The organism is Mesorhizobium sp. M7A.F.Ca.US.014.04.1.1 (genome assembly GCF_003998745.1).
GTDB classification, from domain to species: domain Bacteria; phylum Pseudomonadota; class Alphaproteobacteria; order Rhizobiales; family Rhizobiaceae; genus Mesorhizobium; species Mesorhizobium ciceri.
Genome location: NZ_RZRW01000010.1, coordinates 1 through 26,963, shown reverse-complemented (window position 1 = coordinate 26,963; position 26,963 = coordinate 1). Strand labels below are relative to the sequence as shown.

General features: G+C 62.0%; 17 protein-coding genes and 4 pseudogenes. 8 read left to right on the top strand and 13 right to left on the bottom strand.

Annotation, left to right across the window (positions count from 1 at the left end):
• The 5 genes and pseudogenes from EOA22_RS01475 to EOA22_RS01460 all read right to left on the bottom strand — a co-directional run.
• A partial coding sequence (locus EOA22_RS01475; RefSeq protein WP_245462123.1) for a Ulp1 family isopeptidase occupies positions 1 to 3,170 on the bottom strand: 3,170 nt, incomplete at its 3' end.
• A gap of 833 nt (positions 3,171 to 4,003) precedes the next feature.
• Positions 4,004 to 6,310, bottom strand: a complete 2,307-nt coding sequence (locus EOA22_RS01470) for a S9 family peptidase (protein WP_063169235.1) — start codon at positions 6,308 to 6,310, stop codon at positions 4,004 to 4,006.
• Positions 6,311 to 6,977: 667 nt separating this feature from the next.
• Positions 6,978 to 7,209 (bottom strand): annotated as a pseudogene (locus EOA22_RS38535) (IS5/IS1182 family transposase); the annotation flags it as partial.
• An 86-nt stretch (positions 7,210 to 7,295) separates the two neighbouring features.
• Positions 7,296 to 8,340: pseudogene (fni, locus tag EOA22_RS01465) on the bottom strand (type 2 isopentenyl-diphosphate Delta-isomerase).
• An 88-nt stretch (positions 8,341 to 8,428) separates the two neighbouring features.
• Positions 8,429 to 9,322: pseudogene (locus EOA22_RS01460) on the bottom strand (hypothetical protein); the annotation flags it as partial.
• 902 nt (positions 9,323 to 10,224) lie between these two features.
• On the opposite strand from EOA22_RS01460, the gene EOA22_RS01450 reads away from it, so the two are divergent.
• The 4 genes from EOA22_RS01450 to EOA22_RS01435 are packed head-to-tail and all read left to right on the top strand — an operon-like array spanning position 10,225 to position 13,179.
• A complete protein-coding gene (locus tag EOA22_RS01450; protein ID WP_024505654.1) occupies positions 10,225 to 10,521 on the top strand; it encodes a DUF2604 domain-containing protein in 297 nt (98 codons plus the stop codon).
• A complete protein-coding gene (locus EOA22_RS01445) occupies positions 10,514 to 11,131 on the top strand; it encodes a putative metal-binding protein (protein ID WP_024505653.1) in 618 nt (205 codons plus the stop codon). The genes EOA22_RS01450 and EOA22_RS01445 overlap by 8 nt, the downstream gene beginning before the upstream one ends.
• Positions 11,128 to 11,616 carry a Mov34/MPN/PAD-1 family protein gene (locus tag EOA22_RS01440; protein ID WP_024505652.1) on the top strand — a complete coding sequence of 163 codons (489 nt, stop codon included), beginning with the start codon at positions 11,128 to 11,130 and terminating at the stop codon, positions 11,614 to 11,616. The genes EOA22_RS01445 and EOA22_RS01440 overlap by 4 nt, the downstream gene beginning before the upstream one ends.
• Before the next feature lie 3 nt (positions 11,617 to 11,619).
• Positions 11,620 to 13,179 (top strand): E2 ligase fold family C protein, encoded by a 1,560-nt coding sequence (locus tag EOA22_RS01435; protein ID WP_024505651.1) that lies wholly within the window; start codon positions 11,620 to 11,622, stop codon positions 13,177 to 13,179.
• 206 nt (positions 13,180 to 13,385) lie between these two features.
• On the opposite strand, the gene EOA22_RS01430 is transcribed toward EOA22_RS01435, so the two are convergent.
• From EOA22_RS01430 to EOA22_RS01400, 7 genes are all read right to left on the bottom strand, one after another.
• Positions 13,386 to 15,854 (bottom strand): S8 family peptidase, encoded by a 2,469-nt coding sequence (locus tag EOA22_RS01430; protein WP_063169237.1) that lies wholly within the window; start codon positions 15,852 to 15,854, stop codon positions 13,386 to 13,388.
• Positions 15,855 to 15,871: 17 nt separating this feature from the next.
• Positions 15,872 to 16,858, bottom strand: coding sequence for an ATP-binding protein (locus EOA22_RS01425; RefSeq protein ID WP_024505649.1), 987 nt, complete (start codon positions 16,856 to 16,858; stop codon positions 15,872 to 15,874).
• Between the two features lie 355 nt (positions 16,859 to 17,213).
• Positions 17,214 to 19,184, bottom strand: a complete 1,971-nt coding sequence (gene rlxS, locus EOA22_RS01420) for a relaxase/mobilization nuclease RlxS (RefSeq protein WP_127389820.1) — start codon at positions 19,182 to 19,184, stop codon at positions 17,214 to 17,216.
• Positions 19,185 to 19,362: 178 nt separating this feature from the next.
• On the bottom strand, positions 19,363 to 20,046 hold the full coding sequence (locus EOA22_RS01415; RefSeq protein ID WP_024505647.1) for a lytic transglycosylase domain-containing protein: 684 nt from the start codon (positions 20,044 to 20,046) through the stop codon (positions 19,363 to 19,365).
• Complete coding sequence (locus EOA22_RS01410) at positions 20,034 to 20,582, bottom strand: S26 family signal peptidase (protein WP_024505646.1); 549 nt, start codon at positions 20,580 to 20,582, stop codon at positions 20,034 to 20,036. The genes EOA22_RS01415 and EOA22_RS01410 overlap by 13 nt, the downstream gene beginning before the upstream one ends.
• A complete protein-coding gene (locus EOA22_RS01405; RefSeq protein WP_024505645.1) occupies positions 20,579 to 20,848 on the bottom strand; it encodes a helix-turn-helix domain-containing protein in 270 nt (89 codons plus the stop codon). The genes EOA22_RS01410 and EOA22_RS01405 overlap by 4 nt, the downstream gene beginning before the upstream one ends.
• Positions 20,849 to 21,029: 181 nt before the next feature.
• Positions 21,030 to 21,353, bottom strand: coding sequence for a DUF736 domain-containing protein (locus tag EOA22_RS01400; protein ID WP_024505644.1), 324 nt, complete (start codon positions 21,351 to 21,353; stop codon positions 21,030 to 21,032).
• A 1,420-nt stretch (positions 21,354 to 22,773) separates the two neighbouring features.
• On the opposite strand from EOA22_RS01400, the pseudogene groES reads away from it, so the two are divergent.
• The 3 genes and pseudogenes from groES to EOA22_RS01385 form a co-directional block, all read left to right on the top strand.
• A pseudogene (groES, locus tag EOA22_RS01395) lies at positions 22,774 to 23,067 on the top strand (co-chaperone GroES); the annotation flags it as partial.
• Between the two features lie 65 nt (positions 23,068 to 23,132).
• Positions 23,133 to 24,788, top strand: a complete 1,656-nt coding sequence (groL, locus tag EOA22_RS01390; protein WP_126057772.1) for a chaperonin GroEL — start codon at positions 23,133 to 23,135, stop codon at positions 24,786 to 24,788.
• 196 nt (positions 24,789 to 24,984) lie between these two features.
• On the top strand, positions 24,985 to 25,386 hold the full coding sequence (locus EOA22_RS01385; RefSeq protein ID WP_063167711.1) for a type II toxin-antitoxin system HicB family antitoxin: 402 nt from the start codon (positions 24,985 to 24,987) through the stop codon (positions 25,384 to 25,386).
• An 87-nt stretch (positions 25,387 to 25,473) separates the two neighbouring features.
• Here EOA22_RS01385 and EOA22_RS01380 read toward each other — a convergent pair whose 3' ends face one another.
• Positions 25,474 to 26,109, bottom strand: a complete 636-nt coding sequence (locus tag EOA22_RS01380) for a TetR/AcrR family transcriptional regulator (protein WP_013532391.1) — start codon at positions 26,107 to 26,109, stop codon at positions 25,474 to 25,476.
• A gap of 97 nt (positions 26,110 to 26,206) precedes the next feature.
• Between EOA22_RS01380 and EOA22_RS01375 the strand changes: the two genes are divergently transcribed.
• Positions 26,207 to 26,963 (top strand): NAD(P)-dependent alcohol dehydrogenase (locus tag EOA22_RS01375; RefSeq protein ID WP_164755174.1); only part of this gene is annotated, 757 nt, incomplete at its 3' end.

Below are 26,963 nucleotides of genomic sequence, written 5' to 3'. Positions count from 1 at the left end.
TCCTCCAACAGTTGCCGCAGTTCCCCTGGCTCGAACGCCATCATTGGTGGGGAGGCAGGTTCGTCCTCCAACAGTTGCCGCAGTTCCCCTGGCTCGAACGCCATCATTGGTGGGGAGGCAGGCTCGTCTTCCAACAGTTGCCGCAGTTCCCCTGGCTCGAATGCCATCATCGGTGGGGAGGCGGGTTCATCCTCCAGCAGCTGCCGCGGCTCTTCCTCGTGCGGCAAGCGCCTCCTTAGCCGGTCTTGCAGCGCCTGCCGATCGGCAACGAGGTTGTCGAGGGGCAGCGGCTCGTGGTCTGGCCGCTGCCCTTTCACCAATCGTTCAACCAGCGCCCACGTGCCCTCCAGGACAAATACGCCGCAATCATAATGGTTCGTCTGTCTGGCCATGGGGGCTGGCGCCAAGGTGGCATTCAGCAGTCCTGCGAGCTGTTTTGCAGGCACGTCGTTATATCCCTCTCGCTGGAGGGAGTCGTAGTGATAGGCGAACCGCCTTTCCGGGTCGCGGCGATCAACGAGCAGCAGCGACCAATGGGTGCCGGGGCTAGTAGCCGTGCCATTATTCACTGGCAAGAACAGGAAGTCGGCTGTGGCGTTGTTTTGATTATAGATGGACTGCAATATGCCTCGAGCGTCTTGCGGCGACGTGTGTCGCAGTAGATGGGATACGGAAGGATCCACCAGCCGAGTCCGGGCAGCGAGCGCCGGATTGATCCCCTGCAGTTGCCCCTCCAGCAAATTGTAATCTCTCTGGATATGGGCGTCGCTCAGCCATTCGGCGGCGCCGAGCACCCGCCCCGTTGCAACGTTGGACGGGGCTGTCGGATCGAGCGCCCCGATCTGAGCCCCAGAGGAACTGGTAGTCAGTGTGGTCACATCAACCAGTGGAAGGCCGCGGTAGGTGCCTGGCAGCCTAGCGGTTGCTGGCGAGGCGGGTTGGGGAGCTCTTGCCGGTGCCGCTGGCCCAGCTTCAGCAGCGGCCCCAACGCGCCTGGTGACTGCGTCTGCCGGATGAGCAGAAAGGACAGTTTCGCGCCCGAGCACAATGCGCGGCAGGATATCCCGGAGGTGAGCCAATGCAGAACTGATACTTAGCCTATTACCATAGGAGACAGCCTTGAAGCTCTCAACATCTTTATCCAGCGATTTGTCGTGAATCCGAGCCGCAATCCCAAGCTTGTTATTTTGACGCAGGTACTGACTAAAATGTCTAAGAAAATTTGTATAGCCGCCCACGGTATCTGGATTCCGTCCGGTCGCAGGCGCTGCCAGGTACTCCTTGGTCGAAGCGGCTCTGTAATTTCTAATGAGCTCGGCATCGTCAGGATAGGGGATCACGACAGGGCGAGCCATAATCGGGGCTCCGCCTGTCGACTTCTTGAGGTAACGCAGTGCGCCAGCCACGGTGGAGGAACCACCCGTACTCTCGTACTCCTTGAGATCCTGATCCAGCGACGAATGGTAAAGCCGAGCAGCAAACCCTGGCTTGTTGTTTTGAAGGAGCCACCGACTAAAGCCGAAAAGAGAATTTACATTGTAAGTGACCGTGTTCGCTTTGGCCTTACCCGCGTGGAATGCTGCCCTCAGCCCTTCGATAGCGGTCGCATCGTTGGAATAGACAGGACGCTTGTCGGCACCGTCGGGGACTACAATTGGACGATCCGGCTGCACTGTCGAGGGCATCGACCCACCACCTCCGGGATGCGGTGCTGGGGTGGATTCGTGCTCATCCCTCTGCCTGACGAGCTGCGCCTCACATTCCGGTGTAGCCACCTCATGAGGATCCTGCATCGGTTCGATCCCCTCCATCTCCTGCTGCAACCAAGCCAAAGCTTGGCGAGCGGCCTGCGCGGCTTCATCAACCGCGGAGGATGTCTCCACACCTCTGGCGGACGCCGGCAGAGCCTGCTCCGCCCGCCGTCGAAAGAGCTCTGGCGAGGCGGATTTCTCCGCCCACAATCTGGGCTGCGTAGCGAGTCCCCGTCCAGATTTATGTGGCACCGCCTCGCTTGGCAGCGGGCTGCTCCTGTCCCGTGCAGCTACCAGCTCCTCCGGGGCGCCCTGGTCGCCGTGGCGCCAGTTCAAGTGAGGGACGGCCTCTCCAAAGTCGGGCGCTTGGTGTTGGTGCGCGGTTGGGGCGAGAGACAATGGTAGATCGGTGCCCTCCTTATAACCTACCGGCAGGAGCTCCTCTGGCCAATCGAATCCCTGCTGTGGTGCGGTATGCTGAGCAGCGTCGCCACGGGGACGAGCCTCCATGCTGACCGCGTTTTCCAGATGATTCCCGAGTATAACGCGCGGCGGGTTCTTGCGGAGATAAACCAGCGCAGATTCGATCGGAGCTCCACCATTAGAGGAGGCGGCCTTGTAGCTCTCAACATCTTTATCCAGCGATTTATCGTAAATGCGACCCGCAATTCCGAGCTTGTCATTTTGACGTAGGTAATGACTGAAATGGTTAAGAGCAGTTGCGTAGCCGCTCGCGGATCTGAAATGTCTGGTGAGCGCGGCGTCGTCAGGATGGGGGTTCAGGACAGCGCGACCCACAATCGGGCCGGCTCCGCCCATCGACTTCATCAATTGACGCAGTGCGCCAGCCACGGTGGAGGAACCACCCCTACTCTCGTACTCCTCGAGATCCTGGCTCAGCGACGGATGGTAAAGCCGAGCAGCAAGCCCTGGCTTGTTGTTTTGAAAGAGCCAACGACTAAAGCCGAAAAGAGAATTTGTGCTGCGAGTGACCGTGTCCGGCCTGGCTTTACCCGCAAGGAGTGCTGACTTCAGCCCTTCGATGGCGGTGGCATCGTTGGAATAAACAGGACGCTTGTCGGCACCGTCGGGGACCACAATTGGACGATCCGGCTGCACTGTCGAGGGCATCGACCCGTCGAGATGCGGTGCTGGGGTGTATTCGTGCTCGTCCCCCTGCATCACAAGTTGCGCCTCCCGTTCCGATGTACCCACCTGATCGGTGGGGAGTTGCATCATCACGCGAGCGCCTGAGTTGCCAACCTCACCTGGTTGCCGCTCAGTGACAGCATGCTGCAGATTGCTTTGGATCCTCTGCCTCTTCGTTGGTCTCAACTCACCTTTACCATGCGAGCCATTGACGAGGACCTCCTCGCCTAGCGCACCCATCAACTCGTCCGCCGCCTGCAGTTCGCCCAAGTGCTGCTCAAAACCGGCTTGGCCGGCCTGTCCGCTTGCTCGTGCGGTACGGCGTGCTGCACCTGCAGCCAAGCTGCCACGATGAATGTCTAGTTTGTACGGGTGCACGCTATCCTCACTTCCACAGATCACATGAGCAACCTACTCAGGCAAGCTTTCGAGAGGCTGACGAGGTCCGCCGCCGCGGAAGGCGAAGGCTGGTTTTCTGCTCAGCGGTTGACGGCCTCGCGTGTTGCGGCCGCGCCGGGTATCACGCCAATCAATCTGAATAGTCGATGCGTCAAACGAACCAGGATGGGATTTTCGTAGCGGGGCTGCTCTACTCACTCTTGTCCTGAGGGCAGAATTCAACCATATCGCCGAGCAACTGGATGCCGATTGGATACCCGATCCGGAAAGCTTCAGCTCATATGTGACGCGAGGATGAGAATCGTGGCAGCTCCAGACCGACGGGCTGCCACCCACAGCGGCGATGACCGACGAGGGTCTTCTATTGCCAAGGCAATCGTCCGTTCGGGGACCTATGTGTTCCAATGCTCGTCGAGCGGATCGGTGGGCCGCACCGCCGTAGCGTTACGGCGAGCGGAAGCGGCGTTGGGTGCGGCTTTTCCCCTGAACGCTTCACACCAGGCTGATAGGGGATCTTGCAATCGCACACACGCGGTCTGCAGGCGTGCCTATCAAGCAGTTTGCTCAGACCAACGTCGCGGCGAGCCGATCCTCAATACGCAGCGCAAGTCCTAGACTCCACGATCGTCCTTCGGTGCAGATTTGCTCGCGCCTCGCCCTGATTACAGCTGATAAGGCGAGCTAACAATTGCAAGAGCCACAAGCTATTCCAGCTCGATCGGTTTGGTGTTCCAGTCGGGCGGGGTCTGACCGAGAATGTTGCGAACGAAGAAGTCTAGGAGTTTGCGCTCGGTGTAGGTGCCTAGAGTATGGTGATTGGCACCAGGAACGTAGACCATGTCAAAATCTTTTCCTGCCTTGATGAGTCGATCGGCAAGCTGGAACGAGCAAAACGGATCGACATTATCATCCATTTCGCCGACCGCGATCATCAGCTTGCCCTGCAGCCTGTGAGCATTGTCAACGGCGGAGGATTGCGAATATTCAATGCCGACCGGCCACCCCATCCAAAGTTCGTTCCACCAGGTCTTGTCTATCCTGTTGTCGAAGCAGCCGTTTTTGGCGACGGCGACCTTGTAGAAATCGGGGTGAAAGAGCAGCGCGCTGACTGCACTCTGGCCGCCGGCGGATGCGCCAAAAATGCCGACGTTGGATATGTCGTACCATGGATATTGCGCGGCCGCCGCCTTGTGCCACAGAATGCGATCGGGAAATCCTGCGTCCTTCAGATTCTTCCAAGCAACATCATGGAAGGCGCGGGAGCGGTTGTTGGTGCCCATGCCGTCGATCTGAGCAACGACGAAGCCCAGCTGCGTGAGCGGCTCTGTCCACCGCGAGAAGGATTTTGGGACGAAGGAGCCGTGGGGTCCAGCATAGATATTCTCCACAACCGGGTATTTCTTCGTCGGGTCGAAGTTGGCTGGCAGGTGGAGCACGCCCCAGATGTCAGTTTTGCCGTCGCGCCCCTTGGAATGGAAACTGAGCGGCGGCTGCCAGCCTGCGGCGACGAGCTCAGAAATGTCGGCCGTCTCGATCTGCTGGAGCTTGGCATTGTCGCTGGCGCGGTAGAGTGCCATGCGCGGGGGCAGATCGATGCGTGACCAGAGATCGACATAATAGCGCCTGTCAGGCGAGAACTCGATATGGTGGTTGGCCGGTTCGGGCGTCAGTGCAGTCAGTCCCTTGCCGTCAAAGCCGATGCGGTAAGCATGGACCCAATAGGGGTCCTCCTGCGAGTTCATCCCGCTCGCCTCGAACCAGATCTGACGCTTGACCGGATCGACATGGTTGACCCTCCGGACGACCCACTCACCTCGCGTGATCTGGTTTTCGAGCGCGCCTGTCCGGCCGTTGAAAAGATACAAATGCTCATACCCGTCGCGCTCTGATGCCCAGATGATCTCCTTCCCGTCATCGACATCGTAACGGAAGATTTTTCCGGCATCCTCCTGGCCATGCCCCAGCGGCAAATAATCAACGAATGTCTCGCTGGTCTCATCGATCAGGGAGCGCCCGCGGCCCGAGGCGGCGTCTACCTCGACCAGGCGATAAAGCTGATGCCCGCGCTGGTTATATTCGAAAGTGAAGCCGCGGCTGTCCGCCCACCACCGGAGAGGGGAAAGTTCGAAGACGTTCGAGAAGAGGGCACCGTCAATCACGATCTGGCGCCGGCCGGCAATGTCGAACAGGACTGGCTGGGGCAGCGGAAGGACATCGCCCGGCCTGGGATAGAATTTTGTTGAATATTCCCGCTCCAACTGGTCCGTCGAAGAATTGAGGTAGCGGACCTCTCGCCTATAGCCGGGGCGAACAAGGTAAGCGGCGAGGTGGCGCGAGTCCGGCGACCAGCTCAGCGTCGAAAAGACGTAGCAATTGCCTTCGGCTCCGTCCCGGCTCAGAGGAACATCCTGCAATCCGTCCTCGCTGCGCAGGAAAACGTTGCAGTTCTTGATATAGGCGATCCATTTGCCGTCGGGCGACGCGTTGCTCTTGTCGGGGTTGTTCTCCGCTGGCGGCGTGTAGCGGTGGCTGAGCTCCCTACGGTCCCCTTTCCTTGCATCGAATGTGGTGCTGGTACAGTCATAGCTTGCAAGGTCGCAGCTCCACCGGGTGTCTTCAATCTGGAAGTCGAGCCTGCGACCATCCTCACTCAGTTCGAAACGGTCGAACGGAAGATTGCCGGCTTGATAGCTCTCATGGCTCACCTTGTTTAGCGCTGCCGCCAGACGCGCCTGATCGAAAGCGGGCCGCTTGAAACCCGTGGCAGCATCGACCTGCATGAACTGCTGCTCGCCGTGGCTAGTCCGGCGGTAGACGAAGGCTTCACCCCCGGTCAGCCAGAAAGGCATTTTGGGGACATTGACAGTGAGCCCGCCATATCGATCGTTGATCGTAAGTGCGCGCTTGAAATCGGCCGGCGCTAGCGTCGGGTGTAAACTTTTCGAACCCTTGGCCAGCGTCTGAGTTGCCGATCGCCATGCGGCGCGCGTCAAAGCGCCGATCCTGGACATACCTGTTCACTTCTTTCGGTTTTCGGAATGCTAATTTTGAAGTTGGGTTCTCGTCGCCGGTCTGCAGCAGCGCCGAAGCGTCGCCTTGGAGGAGAGCCAGCACGCGGGTGCAGCCAGGCACGCGCAACAGGGGCGCTCCTTGGACATCCAGGCACTGGTTCGGGTGCCGATTGAAGAGTTGGCGTCCGCCGCCGAAACAACCAGGAAAGAGCGTCCATGCAGCCCTGACGCGACTATTTCCCCGCGAGTATGGCCGCTTGCTTTTCTGCATCATCTGAAAGGTCCTGCTCTAGTCGGGCCGGATGTCACCCCGGCAGAAATCATTGTGCTATTTCGACAATCTCCGAGCGATTGCCGCCGGCCCATGACGAGGTTTACCGATAGGGCGCAATATGCGTGCCAAAGGAAAAGCGGTTTAAATACACGGCAATCCGCCTATGTCGCATCCCCAACATCGTCGCACACCGGACAATGCCGGACGAAATTGTCCCGGGGCGTCAAATTGGTTTGATGGTGACCCAAGGAGTTCTGGCTTTATCTGAGGCGTTCGGCCTTTTTCGAAAGCCGGACTCTTCGCGCGTTTCCGACGGCCCGAAGCGCCTGATCAAAGCTGACGGCATTCCCGGGTCTTGGCCTTGCCACAGCAGCACCTGCTGCATCAATTCCGACGGACGCTGTAGAACACCTGCAACACACGGCCCGCAGCAATTTCTCCGGCGCAACGCTGGGGCGACCGCCTTTGGCACTGCAGGCGTACATGCCGGAAAGGATGCCGTCTAGCCGCACCAGCGCTCCATTGATCATCAGCCGGTGCGGGCACCAGGATGACCGGCTGGAACGAAATCTTCCAACCGCTTCATCGTGAACAGCTGCTCCATGAACACATCGCTCCCGTCAATCGAGCCGTCTCGCCAGGGGGATCAATAGTCTGTCTTTGGCGTAGGTATTTCAGCAGCCTGCTGTTAGCGTGCGGACGACGCCGACATCAACCGGCGGACAAATGCGACGAGGGCAACAAGCGCGCCTGACGCAACGCCGCCAGATCAGCCGAGCCCGTGCAGAAGCAGGCGACGGCCAACTGGCGGATGACGATCTCGAAATGCGCGACAACGGCCCCGGTGGACACTGTCGCCGCGCCCAGCACGCTGGCCGCCTGCCCGGCGATGTCCGCGCCCAGGCGGATGGCCTTGGCCACGTCGACGCCATCGCGGATCCCGCCCGACGCGATCAGCTTCACCGTTGGCAGCGCCCGACGCACCGCCTGCACGCTGGTCAGGGTGGAATCCCCCAATCGGCGAATGACATCGCCACTGCACGGTCGGCGGCATTGCGGGCGCGCTCGCCCTCCACTGCGGCCCAACTGGTGCCGCCGGCGCCGGCGACATCGATTACCGCCACGCCCGCCTCGACGAGCGCACAGGCACCGAGGCGGACAGGCCCGCCCCCACTTCCTTGGCCACCATCGGCACGCCCACGATGCGCGCGGCGCCAGCGATCAGCGCCAGGACGCCGCGCCAGTTCGCGGTCGCCCTCCGGCTGTACCGCTTCCTGCAGCGGATTGAGATGGACGATGAGCCCATCGGCCTCCAGCGCGTCCACCGCGCGACGCGCCAGGTCCAGGCCGTCGGCCTCCCGCAGTTGCGCGGCGCCGATATTGGCCAGCAAGGGAATGTCTGGCGCCAGGCGGCGCAGCGCGCGCGTTAGCCCCTGGGAGTTGCGGGATTGCAGGCTCACACGCTGCGAACCGCACATGGCGATCCCCAAGGCTTGCGCTGCCTCGCTCAAATGCCGGTTGATGGCCTCGGCCCGTGGCATGCCGCCGGCCATAGAGCTGATCAGCAGCGGCGCGCGCATAGCCTTGCCCAGCAGCGAGGCGCGCAGGTCGATCTGCGTCAGGTCCAACTCGGGCAGTGCGCAGTGTTCGAGATGGATGTACTCCCAGCCAGCGGCCACCGTGGCCGGCGCCGTTCGCCGATCCAGCACGATGTCCAGATGTTCGTCCTTCCCCGGCTCAGGGCGGTGTCGCTCATGCTCGCTCCATCCGTAGCAGCGGGCGACGGCGTTGCGTCGGATCGAACCGACGGCAGCGCGCCCAAGCCGCCGCCTCCGGCGCGTCCAGGCCGACGCACGCTGGCCTCCCCCTGCAGCGTCGCTGCGATAGCGGCTGGTCGAAGTCTGGTAGTACTGCGCGCGGATCGCCGCCATCGCCTCGATCAACGGTCCCCACGGCGCGGGAAAGCATTCTTCCGCCATCACCCGGTGCAGCATGCGCGTATGGCCGGCCAACTCGTCGTTGAGGAACTCAACCACAGGCATAGCCGGATAGCGCTGCAGAAGCAGGATCGCCGCGTTATCGCCGGCCGACCTGTCCTTGTCGCGTCCATGCAGATCGTTCTGCAGGCGCCCTATCACTGAGATGAGCCGCAGGACCTGGCGAAACGCTGGACGCGCGCGCAAGGTCGCCATGTCCAGCCCCCACAGCAGCGACAGGCAACAGAACACGGTCCCGTAAGCGATCGAATCGATGCCGTTGTGCAGGTACTCGGCGTAAGACCAGCGTCGCGCCCCTGCCGCCTGCGCGTGTCCGGCGCGCAGCGCCGCGCAGTAGCACCGGGTATAGTCGAGAAGCCGAGCATAGTCGTGACGATCGTAAGCGAGCGCAGCCAGCGAAGCGCGCAGCTGAGCGCAGCCCTCGAATCCGGAGAGCACGCACGGTACGCCGTGCCCCAGCGCCTGCTCCAGGGCGGCGAGCTGCTCCGGCGCGATCAGGCCAACGTCGTTGCAATCGTCTAGCCAGAACAGCAGCGCCAGTTCGCGATAGAACGCCACGATCAGCGTTTCGTCCTGCGGATCGCGGCCGGTGCGGGCGCTGGTGTCGCGCAGGCTCGGGTGAATGCGTTGCAGGATATACTGGCCGCCCCTTACCGCTTCCTCAGCATGCTCATCCGCGAAACCGGTCAGGGCACGCCCCCACTCAAGCACCTGCTGCAGCGCGCGTTCGGTCTGGATCATGGCGCCGCCCCTGCTCCCTCGGCTACGACGCGCCGCCCACAACGAAGCGCCAGCCACAACCCGGCGAGACCGCATCTCCGCGCCATAACGGCGATCGCGAAGTTATCGATCCGATTGCCAGTTGCTGATGCAAGCTCTTGTGAACGGCCGTTAGGACCGGCCCGCAGCCTCGCCGGCAGTATCGAGCAATCCGCTTGCGCCGGCTCGCCATAGCAGGCGAGGACGGCAAGGTCGCCGGCGGCAAACGCACGCGAGCACATTGCAAGCGACATCCGCGAACGCGGCGCCGACTGGTCAGCCTCCGCCTCGGTGCCCGCATATGTCCGCGAGTCGAGCAGCGCCTTCGCCACGAAATGAGCAGAACGCCTTACGAGCATCGACCGCCGGCTGCTGCGCATGCGCGATGATGAGGCATGGTCTCGCAGCGGACCCGTTCCGACAGATGCTGCACCAGGGACGAGGCGACCTTATCCAACAAGGCACCACTTGCGCTGTTTGTGGAGACGAGCGTCGGCTGCATCCATGCGGCTGCTTGAGTGGTGAAGACTCTGAACGACGGTTCCTACGGCGCTGCCGGCGCAATCGGCTGCTTGGGGGACGCGTGACGCAGTCAAAGCTCCCCTTGCCAAGCACGGAGCAGGCGAGTGAGAGAGCAGATGAATAGGCGTGTCGCCAATATTTTTGCATTGCTCTAATCGATTATAGTTGTGAGGAGCAATTTGAGACCATTTACTTGCGGCTCAAGTCACCCATAAAAGAAGGCAAGCACCGATTCGGTAGCTTATCCCCTGTCTTTCGCGTACTCGCGGCCGTGGCGCCGGGTGAACGATTGAAGACCGCCGGTCTCACTCGCAGGTGGGCGCCAGGGCGTGGGGCGGTTGGCAAGCCACAGGAGTAGGACAATGTCGAAGGATTCGGGTAAGGGCGATAATCACGGCGGCGGACCGGGCAAGATCGAGATCACGGTGGTGGTGAACGGCCAGCCCACGCAGGTCGAAGCCAATCCCAACCAGCCGCTTCACGTCATTCGTACCAAAGCCCTTGAGAACACGCAGAATGTCGCCCAACCAGCCGAGAATTGGGAATTCAAGGATGAGGCCGGCAACTTGCTCGATGTCGACAAGAAGCTTGGCGACTTCGGTTTCCCGAATACTGTGACCCTGTTCCTCAGCCTGAAGGCGGGCGTCGCAGGTGCCTAAACACCAAAGTGTGGATCCGGAGGTCTCCCGAGCGAAGTTTGATCGGGAGATCGGCCGGTTCCGGCCATATGCTGATGTCTATCGGGCTCAGGGCTGCTTCTTGATCGAGGCGACCTTTCCGCGCGCTTTCTTCATTTTCGCCAGCCCCAAGTTAAAGCCACGGGTGGTCAGCGCAGCGAGCGAGGTCGACTTCACCGACTACGACTTAAGACCACCGTCCGTGGTCTTCGTCGATCCGTTTACGCGTCATCCGATTGCCCGGAAAGATCTATACCTGAAAATGCTTAGACGTCCGCCGCTGCCCGGAACGCCGCCGGAGATGATAGGAGCTCTCATCCAGCAGAACGCCGTGCCGCTGACGGACTTCATCCAGGCCAACAGTCCCGAGGACGAACCATTCCTGTGCATGGCGGGCGTCCGGGAATACCACGACAATCCAGCCCATTCAGGTGATCCATGGCTGCTTCATCGGGGTTCTGGCGAAGGCTGTTTGGCCTTCATCCTGGACAAGATCATCAAGTACGGAATCGTTCCTATAGAGCAGTTGCAGATTCAACTCCAACCGACAATCGTAGGAATGGTGGTATCCCCTCAGGCGATACAAGAATGACTGGTTTGAGAGATGTAACGATCGTGACTCTCCCGCGCGGCTGCATCTCGACCACGCATGGGCATCTGCGCTCAGTTGGTCGCGAGGGCAATGAGGGGATGGCGCTCTGGGTCGGCGTTCAGCAAGAGCGGCACTTTGCCGTAACAGAGACGGTTATCCCGGCGCAGCGTCACATTCGGACAAACGATGGCGTTTGCGTGATCGTTGCGGCCGAAGAACTGCACCGGCTCAATGTCTGGCTCTACAAAAGCGGCCTGAAACTCTTGGCCCAGATTCACAGCCATCCGGGCCGCGCCTACCATTCGACGACGGACGACGCTTATGCGGTTGCTACCACGGTTGGGTGTCTGTCGCTGGTAGTGCCGAATTTCGCCCGCGAGCCTTTCGATTTTGCTCGGGTCGCCGCCTATCGGCTTGACGAAAAGGCCAAATGGAATGCGCTCCCTCCCGCGGCACTGTCGCGAATGATCATGATATCGAGTTGAACAATGGCATTCGCTAACTTCATCGATCGCGCCGCCACGGCGGCATCTCAGGTCCTGGCCGATTTTCATCTGGGAGACTTCAAAGCAGCTCTTGAAAAGCAGGTCGTGGCAGTCGCCTTCGACCATCAGGCCGCTTCCTGCGCCGAAGGCCAGGCGACACTAGATCTTGCGGTGAGATTGCTCGCTAGGCTCTACCCGGTTCTGGCGATACTCCCGCTGGACAGCGCGGCGAGCTCTCAAGCCCAAGCGCTGGAGCGCTTGGCAAAGTCGATCAATCCAAAAGTCGGCATCCGGCGTTCCGGCAAGTCTGCCACCGTCTGCGTCGTTGCAGGGGTAACGCGCCCATCACTCCGGTGCCCGATCTTTTTCGTGGGATCGGACGGTTGGGCGGCAAAGCTGTCGCGTACGGACCCGGTGGGCTCTGGCCCAAGTCTGCTGCCTTATGGAGCTGGCGCCGCCAGTTGCTTCGGCGCCGCCAACGTCTTTCGAACTATCTTCGCTGCCCAGTTGACCGGCGCCGAGTTGGACGAAACCATCGACCTCTCGCTATGCAGCTACGACAAGACCAAAGCCGGAGAGCCTGGCCCGATCGACTTCCCAGTCGACCTTGGCGAAACCCACCTCGTTGGGCTCGGTGCGATAGGCCATGGCTCGCTTTGGGCGCTAGCGAGACAACCCGATCTCAAAGGTCGTCTGCATGTAATCGATCACGAAGCGATCGAACTCTCAAACCTGCAGCGCTACGCATTGGCTGGCCAGGCGGAGATTGGTATGTCCAAAGCGGTTCTTGCAGCCACCGCCCTTAGATCGACTGCCCTTGAGGTCGAGGCGCACCCTCTGACGTGGGCAGAATATGTTGCGCGCCGGGGCAATTGGGTCTTCGACCAAGTGGGTGTGGCGCTTGACACCGCCGCCGACCGTCTGGCTGTCCAAGGTGCACTGCCGCGATGGATCGCAAACGCTTGGACGCAGGAGCACGATCTCGGTATCTCCCGGCATGGTTTCGATGACGGCCAGGCTTGCCTTTGTTGCATGTACCTGCCATCCGGAAAATCCAAGGACGAGCACCAGCTGATTGCCGAGGAACTCGGAATACCGGAAGCACACGAGCAGGTGAAAACGCTCCTGCAGACCAATGCCGGAGTTCCCAACGACTTTGTAGTTCGCGTGGCTACAGCGATGGCTGTGCCGTTTGAACCGCTAGCCCCGTTTGTCGGCCAGCCCCTGCGCTCCTTTTATCAGCAGGCTATCTGCGGCGGTCTGGTGTTCCAGCTTAGCGAAGGAAGTCGCCGCGTTCGAACTGTGGTTCCGATGGCCTTTCAGTCGGTGCTTGCCGGGATTATGCTTGCCGCGGATTTGGTCAAACATAGTGCGGGGTTTCCCATGAGCCCGACGACGAGCACTCGGGTGAATCTTCTGCGCCCCCTTGGCTCTCACTTGCACGATCCGAAGGCCAAGGACTCCAGCGGCCGCTGCATCTGTAGCGACGACGATTTCATTGCCGCTTACAGGCGCAAATACGGCGAGCGCGTTGATCAGGTAAGCGATGTCTCGGCCGCCTAAACAGACGCGCACCTCTCCGTAGACGCAGGGGGCGCGGCTTGTGGGCGTGACCATGGGCGCCATTATCACACGCTTGGCCCGCTCCTTTGCCGGCCTATCGTCCTCCGCGCATGATCCCTGTTGCCGACGTGATGATCCAGCACCAGCCGCCATGGCACCAGAGGCTGGTCAAACCTCCGTTGTTGGCCGATTTGGACAGTGCTGCATCAGGTCTCGACCGACGTCTCGACAGTCAGGGCTGCTTCGACGGGTGTGAAGATGTCAACATCGACCCCAGGCGCCCGCATCGTCACAATCAGGGCGTACCGAGCCAGAGCGTCGACGCGTTCCAGGTAAGGCTTCTCCTTCCACCAGCCCCCGACCGGGAACACGCCGATCGCATCACGCTCGGCGAGATCGGCGGCGCTGCCCGACCAGAAATCGGCGTGCAACGAGCCGCGATCGCGGAAGGTGCCGAGCAGCCACTCTTCTCCGCCTCCAGCAGGCGCCCCTTCCTCCTCGTCCCGAGCGGCCTGATTGATGCGGGCTCGGAATTCGTCGACTGTCTCGGTCGCTGACTTTACTCTGAACCGAAGACCATGGGACGCGTAACGATGCCGGCGGGTCCATCCGCGTTCACCGGGGTTGGGTTCGATGAAATAGGACAGCGTGACGCGGAGCTCGACCTGGGCAGCGCCGAGCGCCGCGAGCTGCTCCTTCGGCCAAGGCAGGCGATGCAGCTTCATGTCACGCGTTTTGGCAGCCGCGCCGCCCTCGCGCTGGAAAGGCTGAAGCTCATCTTCAACGATAAGCGTGAGGTCGTTCACCGTTGACAGAAGCGCGCGCCCAAGATCTGGCACGCCGTAACCATAGCGCCGCACGAGCGCCTGGATCTCGCCCTTCGCTCCGTTGCACGCATCGATGCGTGCGCGCATCGCCGGAGTCCATTCGGCCGAGTGGACGATCAGGGCGCGAACCGTTTCAGGCCACAGCTCGGGGCGCGCTGATAGAATTAGTCCCGCCATCCGTGCGGCATGGGCCGTTGCCGCGCTCGTATCTCCGAGGGTGGTGAAGTGGCGCAGTTCGGGTCGATAGAAAGTGGTCAATATCTGCAGATCGTCGATCGGCTCGCCAGGCAACACACCGTCATGGGCGAGATTGCCGCCTTCGAAGACGACCTCGGGCTTCACCGGCCACTGCCTGTCCCAAACGACCGAAGTGCGACTGCGCGGCGAGAGCTCGCCGACCGGCGCGATCGGAGCGTAGCCCGCAAAGTCGGTGTCAATGATATCGACCTTTTCTGTGAAAGCGCCGACCGTCAGCGCATTCCAGGCCTGAGAAGGATCATCGACTGCTTCCAGATCGTTGCGCGTCAAATGCTCGGCCGGCATGAGGTCATCGCCGATGTTGCCGGCAGAGAGAACGATCAAGCGTCGCTGCTCCTCTTCGAAACAGAGTTGGTCGATAGCGGCAGACCACGATGTGGGCCTTCCACGCGCCGGACTGGCGCTTGTCACAGCCATTGCGATCGCGCGGCGGCGCTCCGGCGCCTGCACCTCGGCGCGGGCGATCGCTTCCGCGGTGATCGAGCCATAGAGTTCTGGATCGTTTGCCTCGTCTTCTGGCGGAAGGATACGGACACTCTCCAGCCGAAAGGGCAATGGAACTGGATCGCCTCCGACCAGGAGCGGGACCAGATCACCGTACAGGCCGACACCTGCCATTCGCGTCCCGTGGCCGCTCCACGCAGGTGTGTCGTCGCTGCCCCATGCCGGTTTGACGGTGTGCCAGTCTTCAACGGCAAGTGCGGGTTCGATCAACGGGTGGGTGCGACGTACGCCGCTGTCGAGAATGCAGACCGCAATATCGGATTGAGGCGGTCTGACGCGCCCGAGAAGCTCGTCGCTCCAGTCCCTTTGCTCCGCGCCGCCAAGGCCCATGAAGAAGGACGGCGTATCCTTCGCGCGCCGCAGCTCGGCGACGACATCGCTGTGCGCAATCATGCGGTCGAGCATTGCCGTGCTGGCGAGTGCCAGCATGACCACCCGCTCCGGAAACCTGACCGCATGCGTGCGCAAAGTGATGTTCAGGGCTTCGGCAATGTGCTCGAAGTTCTCGCGGCGACCGTCGCGCAGCCAGACTTCCCACCACACCTGCTCGTCAGCGGCCTGGGGGAAGAGGTCGTCGTGGTCGGTAAACAACGATCGTGCAGTCGCCAGCCTGACTGTCTCCATGCGGGAGACGAGCGGCTCGTTGCGCGGTCTGCCGCGGTCAGTGTCAACGTCTCGATACGCCTCGACTTTCCGCAAATAATAGGCTTGCGCGCTTTGCGGCAGGAACACCGACGCTGTGATGGGAGCACCGGGTTGAGTTGGCTCATGGACGGCGACCAGCTCCATGTGCTGGCGACGATCGGCCAACTGGTCGAGGGCCGCCCGTCCGGACATGGGCAGATCGATCTCGAGGTAAAAGCCAGGCGTGCCGACCGACAGCTGGGGGTCACGCGCCGCAATCTGCTGGCGTGCACTTTCGACCGCTTGTTCGATGGATTGCGTCAAGGCCGCAGCATGCGACGCCCGATCACGCGCCGGCAGCGGCGGTGCATGTATAAGTTGGTTGGGCCGCCGATAGGCTTCCCGAATGCCGTTGTTGCGAAGGTGGATATGGGCGCGGTCGCGCGGAAAATCGTCTGCCATTATGATCTGTGCTGTCGCTACTCAGACAGCGAAGCCTGCCGGCGTTCCTTCAGAGCGTCGATGAGCGCTTCCGAGGTGATCCGCTTCCCCCCCCGCAATATGATGGTTTTTGCAGCGTCGTCGGCCGCGCGGGTGATCTCGGCCTGCGACAGTCTCTCTGCCTGAGAGATCGCCTCGTTCCAGGCAAGCCCTCTGGTGTCGAAGCGGTCGAGTCGAGCCCGAAGCAGCGCCTCGATAATCGGCCGATCGGGCACGGCGTATTCGATGACATCGTCGAAACGGCGGAACAAAGCTCTGTCGAGCAGCTCGGGATGATTTGTTGCCGCAATAATCAGGCTGTGGCTGTCGTCTTGCTCGAGAAACTGCAGAAACGAATTCAGCACGCGCCGAATCTCGCCAACATCCTGGCGTTCGCCTCGACGCGCGCCGATGGCATCGAATTCGTCAAAGAAGTAGACGCCCCGCGTCGCCTGCATTGCATCAAAAACAAGCCGCAGCTTTCCGGCAGTCTCTCCCATGAACTTGGTGATCAAACCATCGAGGACGATCATGAAAAGGGGCAGATGAAGCTCCCCGGCCAATGCCGATGCGGTCATCGTCTTGCCTGATCCTGGCGGGCCGACCAGAAGCAGTTTGCGACGGGGAACAAGCCCGTGCTCGCGCAAGCTTGCTTGTTGGCGCTGCTCTCCCAGCACGCGGTGCAGGCGCGAGCGCAGACTGTCCGGCAAAATCATGTCCGTCAGTCGCAGGTCCGGATAGCGCACATGCAGGAGGCCTGCGAGTTCGCCCTTTGGCTGAAAAAGGGGAACCGGCCGACTGCTCTTGGCAATCCGGGCGTCCCTGCTCTTGGCTGCGTCGACCAGATCCTTGAGCTCCTGAGCAAGCTTGCCATGGCCTTGACGTGCCTCATGCGCAGCAAGCTGCATCGCGATAGAGAGGAAACGATCCTCGTCGCCGGCAATGTGGCTTTTAAGCAGCGTCACGATATGGCGGGCCGTGGTCATGGCTCTCTTCTGGGGTATCCGTTTACTTGGCGAAGCGCATGCAACCTAAACGCTTTCAACGGCGATTTGTAACGCGCAATGGTGTTTTTTCTCTTGTCGATGTTCGCCCGTGGCAACTTCAGCGGTGAACTGTTGCGCCGCGGTCATAGGCCAGCCGGAATAACGCCGGCCAGCAGACAACAGTCCGCATCTTCGAGCGCTCGAAGTCTGGCCACTCACGCAGCGTGTCGGGTCCGAACGCTCCAAAGCCGCCCCGCCTGGCAGGTCCATGCGACCGATTGCGGGCGTGCGGCCATAAGGTCTACGCGGGCTCGCATGGCTGCCCGCGCCGCTGGCTAAAAAGCTGTACACCATCTCACGAAACACCAGGTCCGCTCCTTTGCCGGCCGACGGTCCATGAAATCCCCTCCCCACTCACGACACCGGAGACCTCCTTGCCCACATGGCGCTCAAGCACCGGCCGCCATGGCACCAGCGTGAACTCGCGCGACTTTTCAACGACGGCATATTTTCCGCTGGCAAGCTCGACGGAGCGGCGGAGCGTACCCTCTACTCGTCCTCCGAATCGCGCTTCGGCATAGGGCAGGCCAAGTTCCTCCGACAGTTGGCCAGCAACACGGTTCAGTTCTCGCTGGCGCAGGATCGAAAGCATGTTGGCTCGATAGACGATCCCATCCTGTTCTTTATGCGCGAGGCCTTGCGCGATCAGCCACTGCCGCCGGCGAGCTTGCGCCTCTCTCACGTCGCGGCCGAAGCCGGATCCGTGCAAAGGCTCGGGTCTATCGGCAACCAGCTCCCGGTCGAGCCAGGTGGCGCCGTTGAAGCTGACCTGTCGCTCCAGCGCCATTGAGGAGAGCTTGTCGGCAACGACAGGCTCGGCCCTGGCCCGCTGGCCCTCATAATTCGCGACGCGATCGAGATGGTCCGGCGCGATGAGCCAGGTGCCGTTCGGCTCTCGCTCAACGCCGCCGGTCGCGCGGCGGATCGCCTCCAGCCGCCGCACATGCGTTCGCGCAAAGCTCTCGGTGGCGGATGGGTCATGCTTCAGGTGCATATCGACGTCGTAACGGCCGCCATGCGCGGCGGCGATTTCGGCGATGGTACGATCGACCTGCCTCGGCTCGGTGTTCCTTGGCGCGACACGCACGATGCAGCCATTAGGCATCGTTTCCATCGCCTCGCCTCTACCGATGTTGATCCAATGGCTCTTACCGTCGACGGCGTCGACGATCATGTAATGGCGGTCATTGATCTCGTCGGCCAGTCCACGCGCGACAACGCGACCGACGAGAGACTGGACGGGCTCGCCGGATCGATCGTGGATCACCCAGTCGGCGGCCCTGCGGGCAAGCCCCTTGCCGGTCAGTTCGCGGTGCATGGTCTTGATGATGTCGCCGCGTTCGCCGGTGCGGCGCAGCGTGGCTTCGAGCTCATCGTCGAGGCGCCAGGAGCCAGCGCCGACCTCCGCGGCCAGACCCATCCGCTCGAGCTTGCGCAGCCGTCCCTGGTGCAGCGTCTGGCGAATGGCGTCGGGACCGCCCGGCGAGACCAGGCCGTCATCATCACGCATGCTGAGCAGCCGACGGTCGATGCTGGTGAAGCGTTCCTGCTCCATTTCCCGGCGCAGGCGAAGCTCAATCTCGCGGTCGGTTCGCGGACCGAGATCGAGGCTGACCAGCTCGGCCGCCCGCTCGCGGATGCCAGATGAGATATATTCGCGCGCGATGACCAGGTTCTCGCCACGGTCGTCCCTGCCACGGACGATGATGTGGCTGTGCGGGTGGCCGGTGTTGAAATGATCGACCGCGACCCAGTCGAGCTTCGTGCCGAGGTCTTCCTGCATCTGCGCCATGAGCCGCCGCGTCAGCGCCTTGAGGTCGTCGTACTCGATGCCGTCTTCGGCAGCGACGATGAAGCGGAACTGATGGCGGTCGCCGTCCGCGCGATCGATGAACGCCTTGCCGTCGACGCGGCCGCTGTCGGCGCCGTAGAGCTCGCCAGGTTCACCTTCGCGGGTGACCCCGTCGCGCTGAAGATAGCGTAGATGGGCACGCGCCCCGTCCGCGCCCTTGCCGGCGAGCTTGACGACCCGCGCCTTGACGATCACCCGGCGCTGGCGGAAGGCGGCATACCGGTCGCGCGATTTCAGCAGTGCGGCGGCCGCCCCGCCGCGCCCTGTCCGGCTTCCTGTGAAGCGACCACCGCGTTGCGGCCGGCCGCCAGCCCGGCTGATCGCCGCACGAACCTGGCCGGCATAGCGTTTGCCGGCCTTCGAGCCGCGCGACCCGATTTTGCCGAGCTTCGGCCTGAACTCGTCATCCTTAATGCGAGCCTCCCAGACATATCAAGCAAAATCAGACACTTACACGTCAAACCCTCTTGGCACCGGCGGCAGCCTCCCGGAAAAACGATGTGCAGACAAAGATTTAACCGCCTCCTGGAGGCGGTACCTTTATCTTGCCTTCCGCGCCCAGCCCCGCCAGACGCGCCCCCGTCCGCCATGGCTAACGCACCGGCTCCTTCGGCTGCGCGCCGTCCTTGCCGAGCGGCACGAAGAGATCGCCGTTTCGCACGCCTGAGTGAACACCGTCATGAATGAAGAACAGCGACCGTCCGAGAGGAGCGATTTGCGCCTTTGGAGCGACAGATTGGCTTTCGAACGCCTCGATGTCGGCCGCCGAAACTCCGGCCGCCTTGAGTTGGTCGAGGTACTCGACGGTCTCTTCTGGCAGCGGTTTGCCACGCTTCAAATGCTCGTCGTAGCGCTCGGGACCGGCATTGTAGGCGCCAAACAGGCCAGGAAATCCGAAGCGGTCATACATGGCACTGAGATAGGCCGTGCCGGCCAGGATATTGTCGCGCGGATCGTGGGGGTTAGGCCCAAGGCCGTGTTCGACCCGCATCTCTTCATAGGTGCCGGGCATCACCTGCATGAGGCCCATGGCGCCAGCGGGGGAGGTGATGGGGCGGCCGCCGCGCATTGTCTTGCCGCCGCTTTCGGCAGCCATGACGGCATAGATCCAGGCTTGGGGAATATGGAAGCGCCGGCTTGCTTCCGATACCAACGTCTGCCACTTTCGCAGCTGCGGACTTTGGGAGATGGCGACCGGCTCAGCGCCGGTCGAGGCGGAACAGGCGCATGGCGCAATGGCGATCATGCCCAACAAGAGGAGGGTCACTCGGTCCATAGTGGTACGAGCCTCCCGATGACATTTTGAGTGGGAACAGGCCCGAAATAGCGGCTGTCGAAGGAGCGGTTTTTGTCGCTGCCGAGCAGGAAAACCTCGTTATCCCCGAGCGCTCGGCAGCCGTTCCACCATGGCAAAGGTCGGCCTTCGGCGTCGATTTTGAGCCGGCGCGCGACGATGTCGCCGCCGATGATGATGGCGTCATTGAAGGCGCAGACATTATCGTCCGGCAGCGCTGCAAGACGTTTTGCCAGCGGCACATTGCGAGGCAGATAGCTGCGCTCGGCGGCGAGATACGCCGCGTATTCAGGCGGGCGCACGAGCACGAGATCGCCACGCGCCAGCGCTCCCGCAGCGATGCGGTAAAGGCCGATCGGCGCGCTGGCCGAGGCGTTCCAGACCAGCCAAGGGGCGGGCTTTCCCAGCGCCGTGAAGCCCAAAAGACCGAGACCGGCCGCGGCCAAGGCGACCGTCTTACGGGCTCGAACACGCCTCAGGCGGCTGCCGATCAGATGGATGGAAGGGCGCCGCCTCATGAACGGCCTCCCGTGCCGCCCTGGCCGGAACCGGCCTTGCCATCGCCGGCGATGGAGTGCTGCGGGTGTCCTTTCGACCAATGGTCGAGTTCGTCGATGTGATAGCGGACATAGCGGCCGTGCTTGCGGAATTTCGGGCCGCCGCCCTTGAGCCGCATCTTTTCGAGCGTGCGCTGGGAGAGCCCGATATAGAAGGCGGCTTGGGCTGTGCTGAGAAACGGGCTGCCCTTTTTCGCGCGGGCCGCGCGTTCGTTTTCGTCGTCCATGATGATCCTCGTTTCGCTTCGGACAAGCGAGGGCGAGGATGGGCGAGGGAGATCGTCTCGGGGACGGGCGAAGAGTCGGGGGAGAGTTTTCGCCGCCCTTTAGGGCGGACGGGGTTTGGGTGGAACTCCTGGGAATGAGCCCCGCGCCGGGGCTGCGGCGCGAGGCTCTTATCTCGGCCGGTCAGTCGGCCGGGTTCCAGATGATGGCGTAGGTGTCGTGATCGTCCTGGCCGGCGGCTCGGCCGAGATTGGCGTAGAGCTTGCGCGGTCCGAACTCCGGCGCTGCAATCGACAGGCTCACATAATCCTTGCCGGAAGTCTCGCCGGTGCGGATCCAGCCAGCGCCGACTTCGACCCCTTGCGTAAGCACCCGGAAGTCGGGATGGTTATCGGCGCTCTTGGCCTGGTTGGGGACGATATCGATGTCGGCGCGGACGCTGAGCGTCTTGAACTGGCCCTTGTAGGCGCCGTTTTCCTGCTTGTTGACGTAACCGATCGCGGTCATTTCGAAGTCTCCTTTTGTGGTTTCGCCGGGGACCATCCCCTGCGATGGCGCACCGTAATGGGCGCGTCAGGACCGCCTGAATCCGACAGGGCCGCAGCGACAGTGAAGGACCCGAGCGGGCAGCTTTTTTGTGAGCGAAGCGGCGCGAGGAAGCCGCCGCAGGCGGCGGGGAAAAAAGCTGATGGCGCGAGGGTTTCGGGCGGCCGGACCCGCCCATAGGTCGACAAGCCAGCCGCAGGGATGGTCCTTGGAGAGAGCATGGAGACCGCTCGCCAAGTGCGGTCTGTCAGCCAAGCAGGACGCCGGGATGAAACGGCCTGCAAAGATGCTGCGCCCTTATGCCGGATCGAGATCGTGCCAGCGGGTCGGGCGCCAGAGCAGACATCCGGCATGGTGCGATCTATGAAAGCAGGGCTCGCCAGCGGGAATTTGATACGCGAGGGGGCCAAAGTAAGGCTGGATGAGAAGCCGGTGCTACCTGCAGGTCCAGTGTCATGTGGCGGCGCTCGGGAAACCGCTACGCAATGTAACGCGCTCTTATGAGGCGAACAGACCGGCCCCAAAACCGATCGACCGGTGGTCGGCGCGAAACGCGTCATGCCTGTCCGAAAGCTGACAGTGGCAGAAGACGCATGTCGGGTTCCGCACAATTGACCATGCTGGATTTGTGAGGTTTTCAGGGAGAGCCATGCGTTCACTTCCCAGTGAGCTTTGGCACGGCATTTGCTCTTGATGTGGCAACACGGATCGAAGGTTGACTGCATGCACAAGCGCGAGATGAGCAATGCTCTCCTTTCCTGGAGGCTTGGCAGCAGATTCGATTTGACGTTGCGAGGAGCTTCAGCCGCTCGCGGCGGAAGTGATCTCAAATCTGAAGGCACCGTTGGGGCCGCAGCCATCAAACACATCTTTCTCTTTTTCGCAGCTCGTCTTCAACGCGATGCGGACTTCTTCGCGTCGACGGCGGCCGAAGGTGGAGAAGGGGCTCGACTTGCAAAAAGGAGTTGTCAATGACGTCTTACGTTCGCACCAACAGCCCGGCGCAGGTGCGCTCACTGTCCACCTTTGGCAAGCATCTGCAAAGGAGCGTGCTGACGGCGACGCTGCTTGCCGCGGCTTCGACGGGAAGTGAAGCGCAGCCCTATGTTCGTGCTGACGGCAGCACGACTGACGACTTGGAAGCGGCGCGAGCAAGTTGGCGTCATGACGCCGAATTCAATGGAAATGTGGGGCTCGCAGCCATCAACGCGGATGCCGCGTATGCGTTGGGTTCCACCGGGGAGGGGGCCAGAGCTCCTCGCCTGCCCTCGTCCGTCTTGACGAGTGCCCGCTTACAGCCTACCTCACTATCGCGTTAGCACTCGTCCATCGCGAGTGCTAACAAAAACCCCTCAACAGCGCACCAGGGAAAAATCCGAAAATGGCAAAGTCGAAGTTCCGCCCGCTGCATGACCGCGTGGTCGTTCGCCGGGTCGAATCCGAATCCAAGACCGCTGGCGGGATCATCATCCCCGACACGGCAAAGGAAAAGCCGCAGGAAGGCGAGATCATCGCTGTCGGCTTCGGCGCTCGTGACGAAGCTGGCAAGCTGGTCCCGCTGGACGTCAAGGCCGGCGACCGCATCCTGTTCAGCAAGTGGTCGGGCACGGAAGTCAAGCTCAATGGCGAAGACCTTCTGATCATGAAGGAATCCGACATCATGGGCATCATCGGCTCATATCAGGCCCTTTCGTCAACTGAATTCCCGGGCTCGATTGAAGCCCCTGCCAGGAGCTAAAAATGGCTGCCAAAGACGTAAAATTCTCCCGCGATGCCCGCGAGCGCATGCTGCGCGGTGTCAACATCCTCGCTGACGCGGTGAAGGTCACGCTCGGCCCCAAGGGCCGCAACGTGGTCATCGACAAGTCGTTCGGCGCCCCGCGCATCACCAAGGACGGCGTCACCGTCGCCAAGGAAATCGAGCTTGAGGACAAGTTCGAAAACATGGGCGCGCAGATGGTCCGCGAAGTTGCTTCGAAGACCAACGACATCGCCGGCGACGGCACCACGACCGCGACCGTTCTGGCGCAGTCGATCGTCCAGGAAGGCCACAAGGCCGTTGCCGCCGGCATGAACCCGATGGACCTGAAGCGCGGCATCGACCTCGCGGTAACCGACGTCGTTGCGACCCTGATCAAGAACGCCAAGAAGATCAAGACCTCCGAAGAGGTTGCCCAGGTCGGCACCATCGCCGGCAACGGCGATGCTTCGGTCGGCAAGATGATCGCCGAAGCGATGCAGAAGGTCGGCAACGAAGGCGTCATCACGGTTGAGGAAGCCAAGACCGCCGAGACCGAACTCGAAGTCGTCGAAGGCATGCAGTTCGACCGCGGCTATCTCTCGCCCTACTTCGTCACCAACGCCGACAAGATGGTTGCCGAGCTCGAGGACGTCTACATCCTCCTGCACGAGAAGAAGCTGTCCAACCTCCAGGCCATGCTGCCGGTTCTCGAAGCCGTCGTGCAGACCTCGAAGCCGCTGCTCATCATCTCGGAAGACGTCGAAGGCGAGGCTCTGGCCACGCTGGTCGTCAACAAGCTGCGTGGCGGCCTGAAGATCGCCGCCGTCAAGGCGCCGGGCTTCGGTGATCGCCGCAAGGCCATGCTGGAAGACATCGCCATCCTCACCGGTGGCCAGGTCATCTCGGAAGACCTCGGCATCAAGCTCGAGAACGTCGGCCTCAACATGCTCGGCCGCGCCAAGAAGGTGTCGATCTCCAAGGAGAACACCACCATCGTCGACGGCGCCGGCAAGAAGGCCGAGATCCAGGGCCGCGTTGCCCAGATCAAGCAGCAGATCGAAGAGACCACTTCGGACTACGACAAGGAGAAGCTGCAGGAACGTCTGGCGAAGCTCGCCGGCGGCGTTGCGGTGATCCGCGTCGGCGGTGCGACGGAAGTCGAAGTCAAGGAAAAGAAGGACCGCGTCGATGACGCCCTCAACGCGACCCGCGCGGCCGTGGAAGAAGGCATCGTTGCTGGTGGTGGCGTCGCGCTGCTGCGCGCTTCGGCCAACATCAAGGCCACCGGCGTCAATGCCGACCAGGCCGCCGGCATCAACATCGTTCGTCGTGCGCTGCAGGCTCCGGCCCGCCAGATCGCGGCCAACGCCGGTGCGGAAGCATCGATCGTTGCCGGCAAGATCCTTGAGAACAAGGGCGCGACCTTCGGCTACAACGCCCAGACCGGCGAGTATGGCGACATGATCGCCATGGGTATCGTCGATCCGGTCAAGGTTGTCCGTACGGCTCTTCAGGACGCGGCCTCGGTCGCCGGCCTGCTGGTCACCACCGAAGCCATGATCGCGGAGGCTCCGAAGAAGGAGTCGGCTGGCGGCGGCATGCCTGGCGGCATGGGCGGCGGCGGCATGGGCGGCATGGGCGGCATGGATTTCTAATCCAGCCAACCTGGCTAAGCTTACGGAAAGGGCGGCAGCGATGCCGCCCTTTTTCGTTCTTTTAGGACGCGTCAGAACGGGTGTTGGCTGTCGTCTACAGGTCGCGTTACAATTCCACATCCGCGTAAGGGATATACCGACAGGAACCGTCCGCTTTGTTGAAGCAGGCGGGCCTCCTGAACCAAAAGTGAGAAGCTTGCGTTACATTGCCTTCATCCACAAAGACCCGGACAGCATCTACGGTGTGAGCTTCCCCGACATGCCTGGCTGCATCTCGGCCGGAGTTACGATCGACGAAGCCGTACGCAACGGCGTAGAGGCGCTGTCGGGCCATGTCCGGATGCTGGAAGGGGATGGCGATCCAGTTCCGCCGCCGCGCGACTTCGATGCCATCATGAGCGATCCCGAACTGGCGGAGGATCGCGACGGCGCCATGACGACTGTCATTCCGTTGATCCGTGATCGCGGATCAACGACGCGGATCAACGTATCTTCCGATCTGGGCCTGCTCGAAGCTATCGATGCGACGGCGCGTGAACGTGGACAGACACGCTCGGCCTTCCTTGCTTCAGCTGCTCGCAAAGACATTGTGGATTAGCTGCGCAAAAAGCCCACTGCCTTCGGCTGCATGGCTGGAATACGCTGGGTCTTTGCCGCGTTGACCACATCAGGCGCGGTCGCAACGTTAGGTCCCCGGTGAGGATATCCCGACCGCGGAAATCGCCGCGTCGCGATTGCGGCCTGCTCCATCAAGCACCGCGGCTTCGATCAACGCCGCCACCTCATCGGCCACGGCCTGTACCGGGGCGCGGTCGCTTGTGGCGCGGGCGATCACCATCAGCCCTTCCAGTGACGATTCGACCAGCAGTGCCAATGCATGCGCGCGGCGCGCGGGCACCCCTGCCCTGACGAAGGCGTCCCGCAGCAGGCCTATCCACTGTTCGAAGGCCGAGCGGCACAACTCCGCCAGTTCCGGCACGTCGGTGGGCGAGTCCAGCACGACAGGCGCGATCGGACAGCCGAGTGAAAACTGGTTGTCTTCCAGCATGCGCCCCACCGACTGGTAGATATGATGGACGGCTACCGCCGGATCCTTTTCGGCGGCCAGCGCTTCGCCCAGCCTCTCCGTCACGTCGGCAACGCTGGCGCGCGTCACCTCGATGACCAATTGGTCCTTGCCGCCGGGAAAATGAAAATACAGCGAGCCCCGCGGTGCGCCGCTGGCGCTCAATATGTCGTTGAGCGAGGTGCCGTGATAGCCGCGCTGCCTGAGCAGCAGCCCAGTCGTCTCGAGTATGCGGGTGCGGGTGTCGTTGGCCATGTCAACCTCTGTCAGGAGAGATCATTATAGGCCTTGCGCAAAATATGACAATCGGTCTACATAATATGTAGATCAGTCTATATATTTGAGGTTCGAAATGCGCAGCTATCGCCTTGAAGGGACCGGCGGAATCGAAAGCCTGGTGCTGCGGGACGAGGCGCGACCGGAGCCGGGAGCGCACGAGATCGTGGTGCGCATTCGCGCCACCTCGCTCAACCGGCGCGACACGATGATCCTCAACGGCGCCTATCCGCTGACGCCGCGCCAGGGCGTCGTGCCGCTGAGCGACGGGGCTGGTGAGATTGTAGCCGTCGGCGCTGCCGTCACCCGCTTTGCCGTCGGCGACCGTGTCACCGGCAGCTATTTCGCGCGCTGGATCGACGGCCGCATCCATGCCGGGCTCGTCGACCAGCTCGGCTGCACGCTGGACGGCATGCTGGCGGAATATGCGGTTCTCGACGAACAATGGGCGGTGCGGCTGCCCGATCATCTCGACTGGCAAGAGGCCGCAACGCTGACCTGCGCCGGCCTGACCGCCTGGAATGCGGTGACGGGCGCCGGAATTCCGAAGCCCGGCCAATGGGTTCTGGTCATCGGCTCGGGCGGCGTCTCCCTCTTTGCATTGCAGTTCGGCAAGCTGCTCGGCTGCCATGTCGCCGCCGTCACCTCGCGCGGCGAGAAAGCCGACAGGCTGCGGGCGCTGGGCGCCGACCTGGTGATTTCGACATCGGATATGCCGCAATGGGGCGCGGCCGTCCGCGACCAGACCGGCGGCATCGATCTCGTCGTCGAGACCGGTGGCCCGGCGACCTTCACGCAGTCGCTGATCGCCAGCACGCTTTACGGGCACATCG

Bases quoted from the DNA above. Each gene is read 5' to 3' on its own strand.
- EOA22_RS01470 (WP_063169235.1), bottom strand. From the start codon at position 6,310: ATGTCCAGGATCGGCGCTTTGACGCGCGCCGCATGGCGATCGGCAACT.
- EOA22_RS01450 (WP_024505654.1), top strand. From the start codon at position 10,225: ATGTCGAAGGATTCGGGTAAGGGCGATAATCACGGCGGCGGACCGGGC.
- EOA22_RS01440 (WP_024505652.1), top strand. From the start codon at position 11,128: ATGACTGGTTTGAGAGATGTAACGATCGTGACTCTCCCGCGCGGCTGC.
- EOA22_RS01435 (WP_024505651.1), top strand. From the start codon at position 11,620: ATGGCATTCGCTAACTTCATCGATCGCGCCGCCACGGCGGCATCTCAG.
- EOA22_RS01430 (WP_063169237.1), bottom strand. From the start codon at position 15,854: ATGGCAGACGATTTTCCGCGCGACCGCGCCCATATCCACCTTCGCAAC.
- EOA22_RS01425 (WP_024505649.1), bottom strand. From the start codon at position 16,858: ATGACCACGGCCCGCCATATCGTGACGCTGCTTAAAAGCCACATTGCC.
- EOA22_RS01415 (WP_024505647.1), bottom strand. From the start codon at position 20,046: ATGGACCGAGTGACCCTCCTCTTGTTGGGCATGATCGCCATTGCGCCA.
- EOA22_RS01410 (WP_024505646.1), bottom strand. From the start codon at position 20,582: ATGAGGCGGCGCCCTTCCATCCATCTGATCGGCAGCCGCCTGAGGCGT.
- EOA22_RS01405 (WP_024505645.1), bottom strand. From the start codon at position 20,848: ATGGACGACGAAAACGAACGCGCGGCCCGCGCGAAAAAGGGCAGCCCG.
- EOA22_RS01400 (WP_024505644.1), bottom strand. From the start codon at position 21,353: ATGACCGCGATCGGTTACGTCAACAAGCAGGAAAACGGCGCCTACAAG.
- groL (WP_126057772.1), top strand. From the start codon at position 23,133: ATGGCTGCCAAAGACGTAAAATTCTCCCGCGATGCCCGCGAGCGCATG.
- EOA22_RS01380 (WP_013532391.1), bottom strand. From the start codon at position 26,109: ATGGCCAACGACACCCGCACCCGCATACTCGAGACGACTGGGCTGCTG.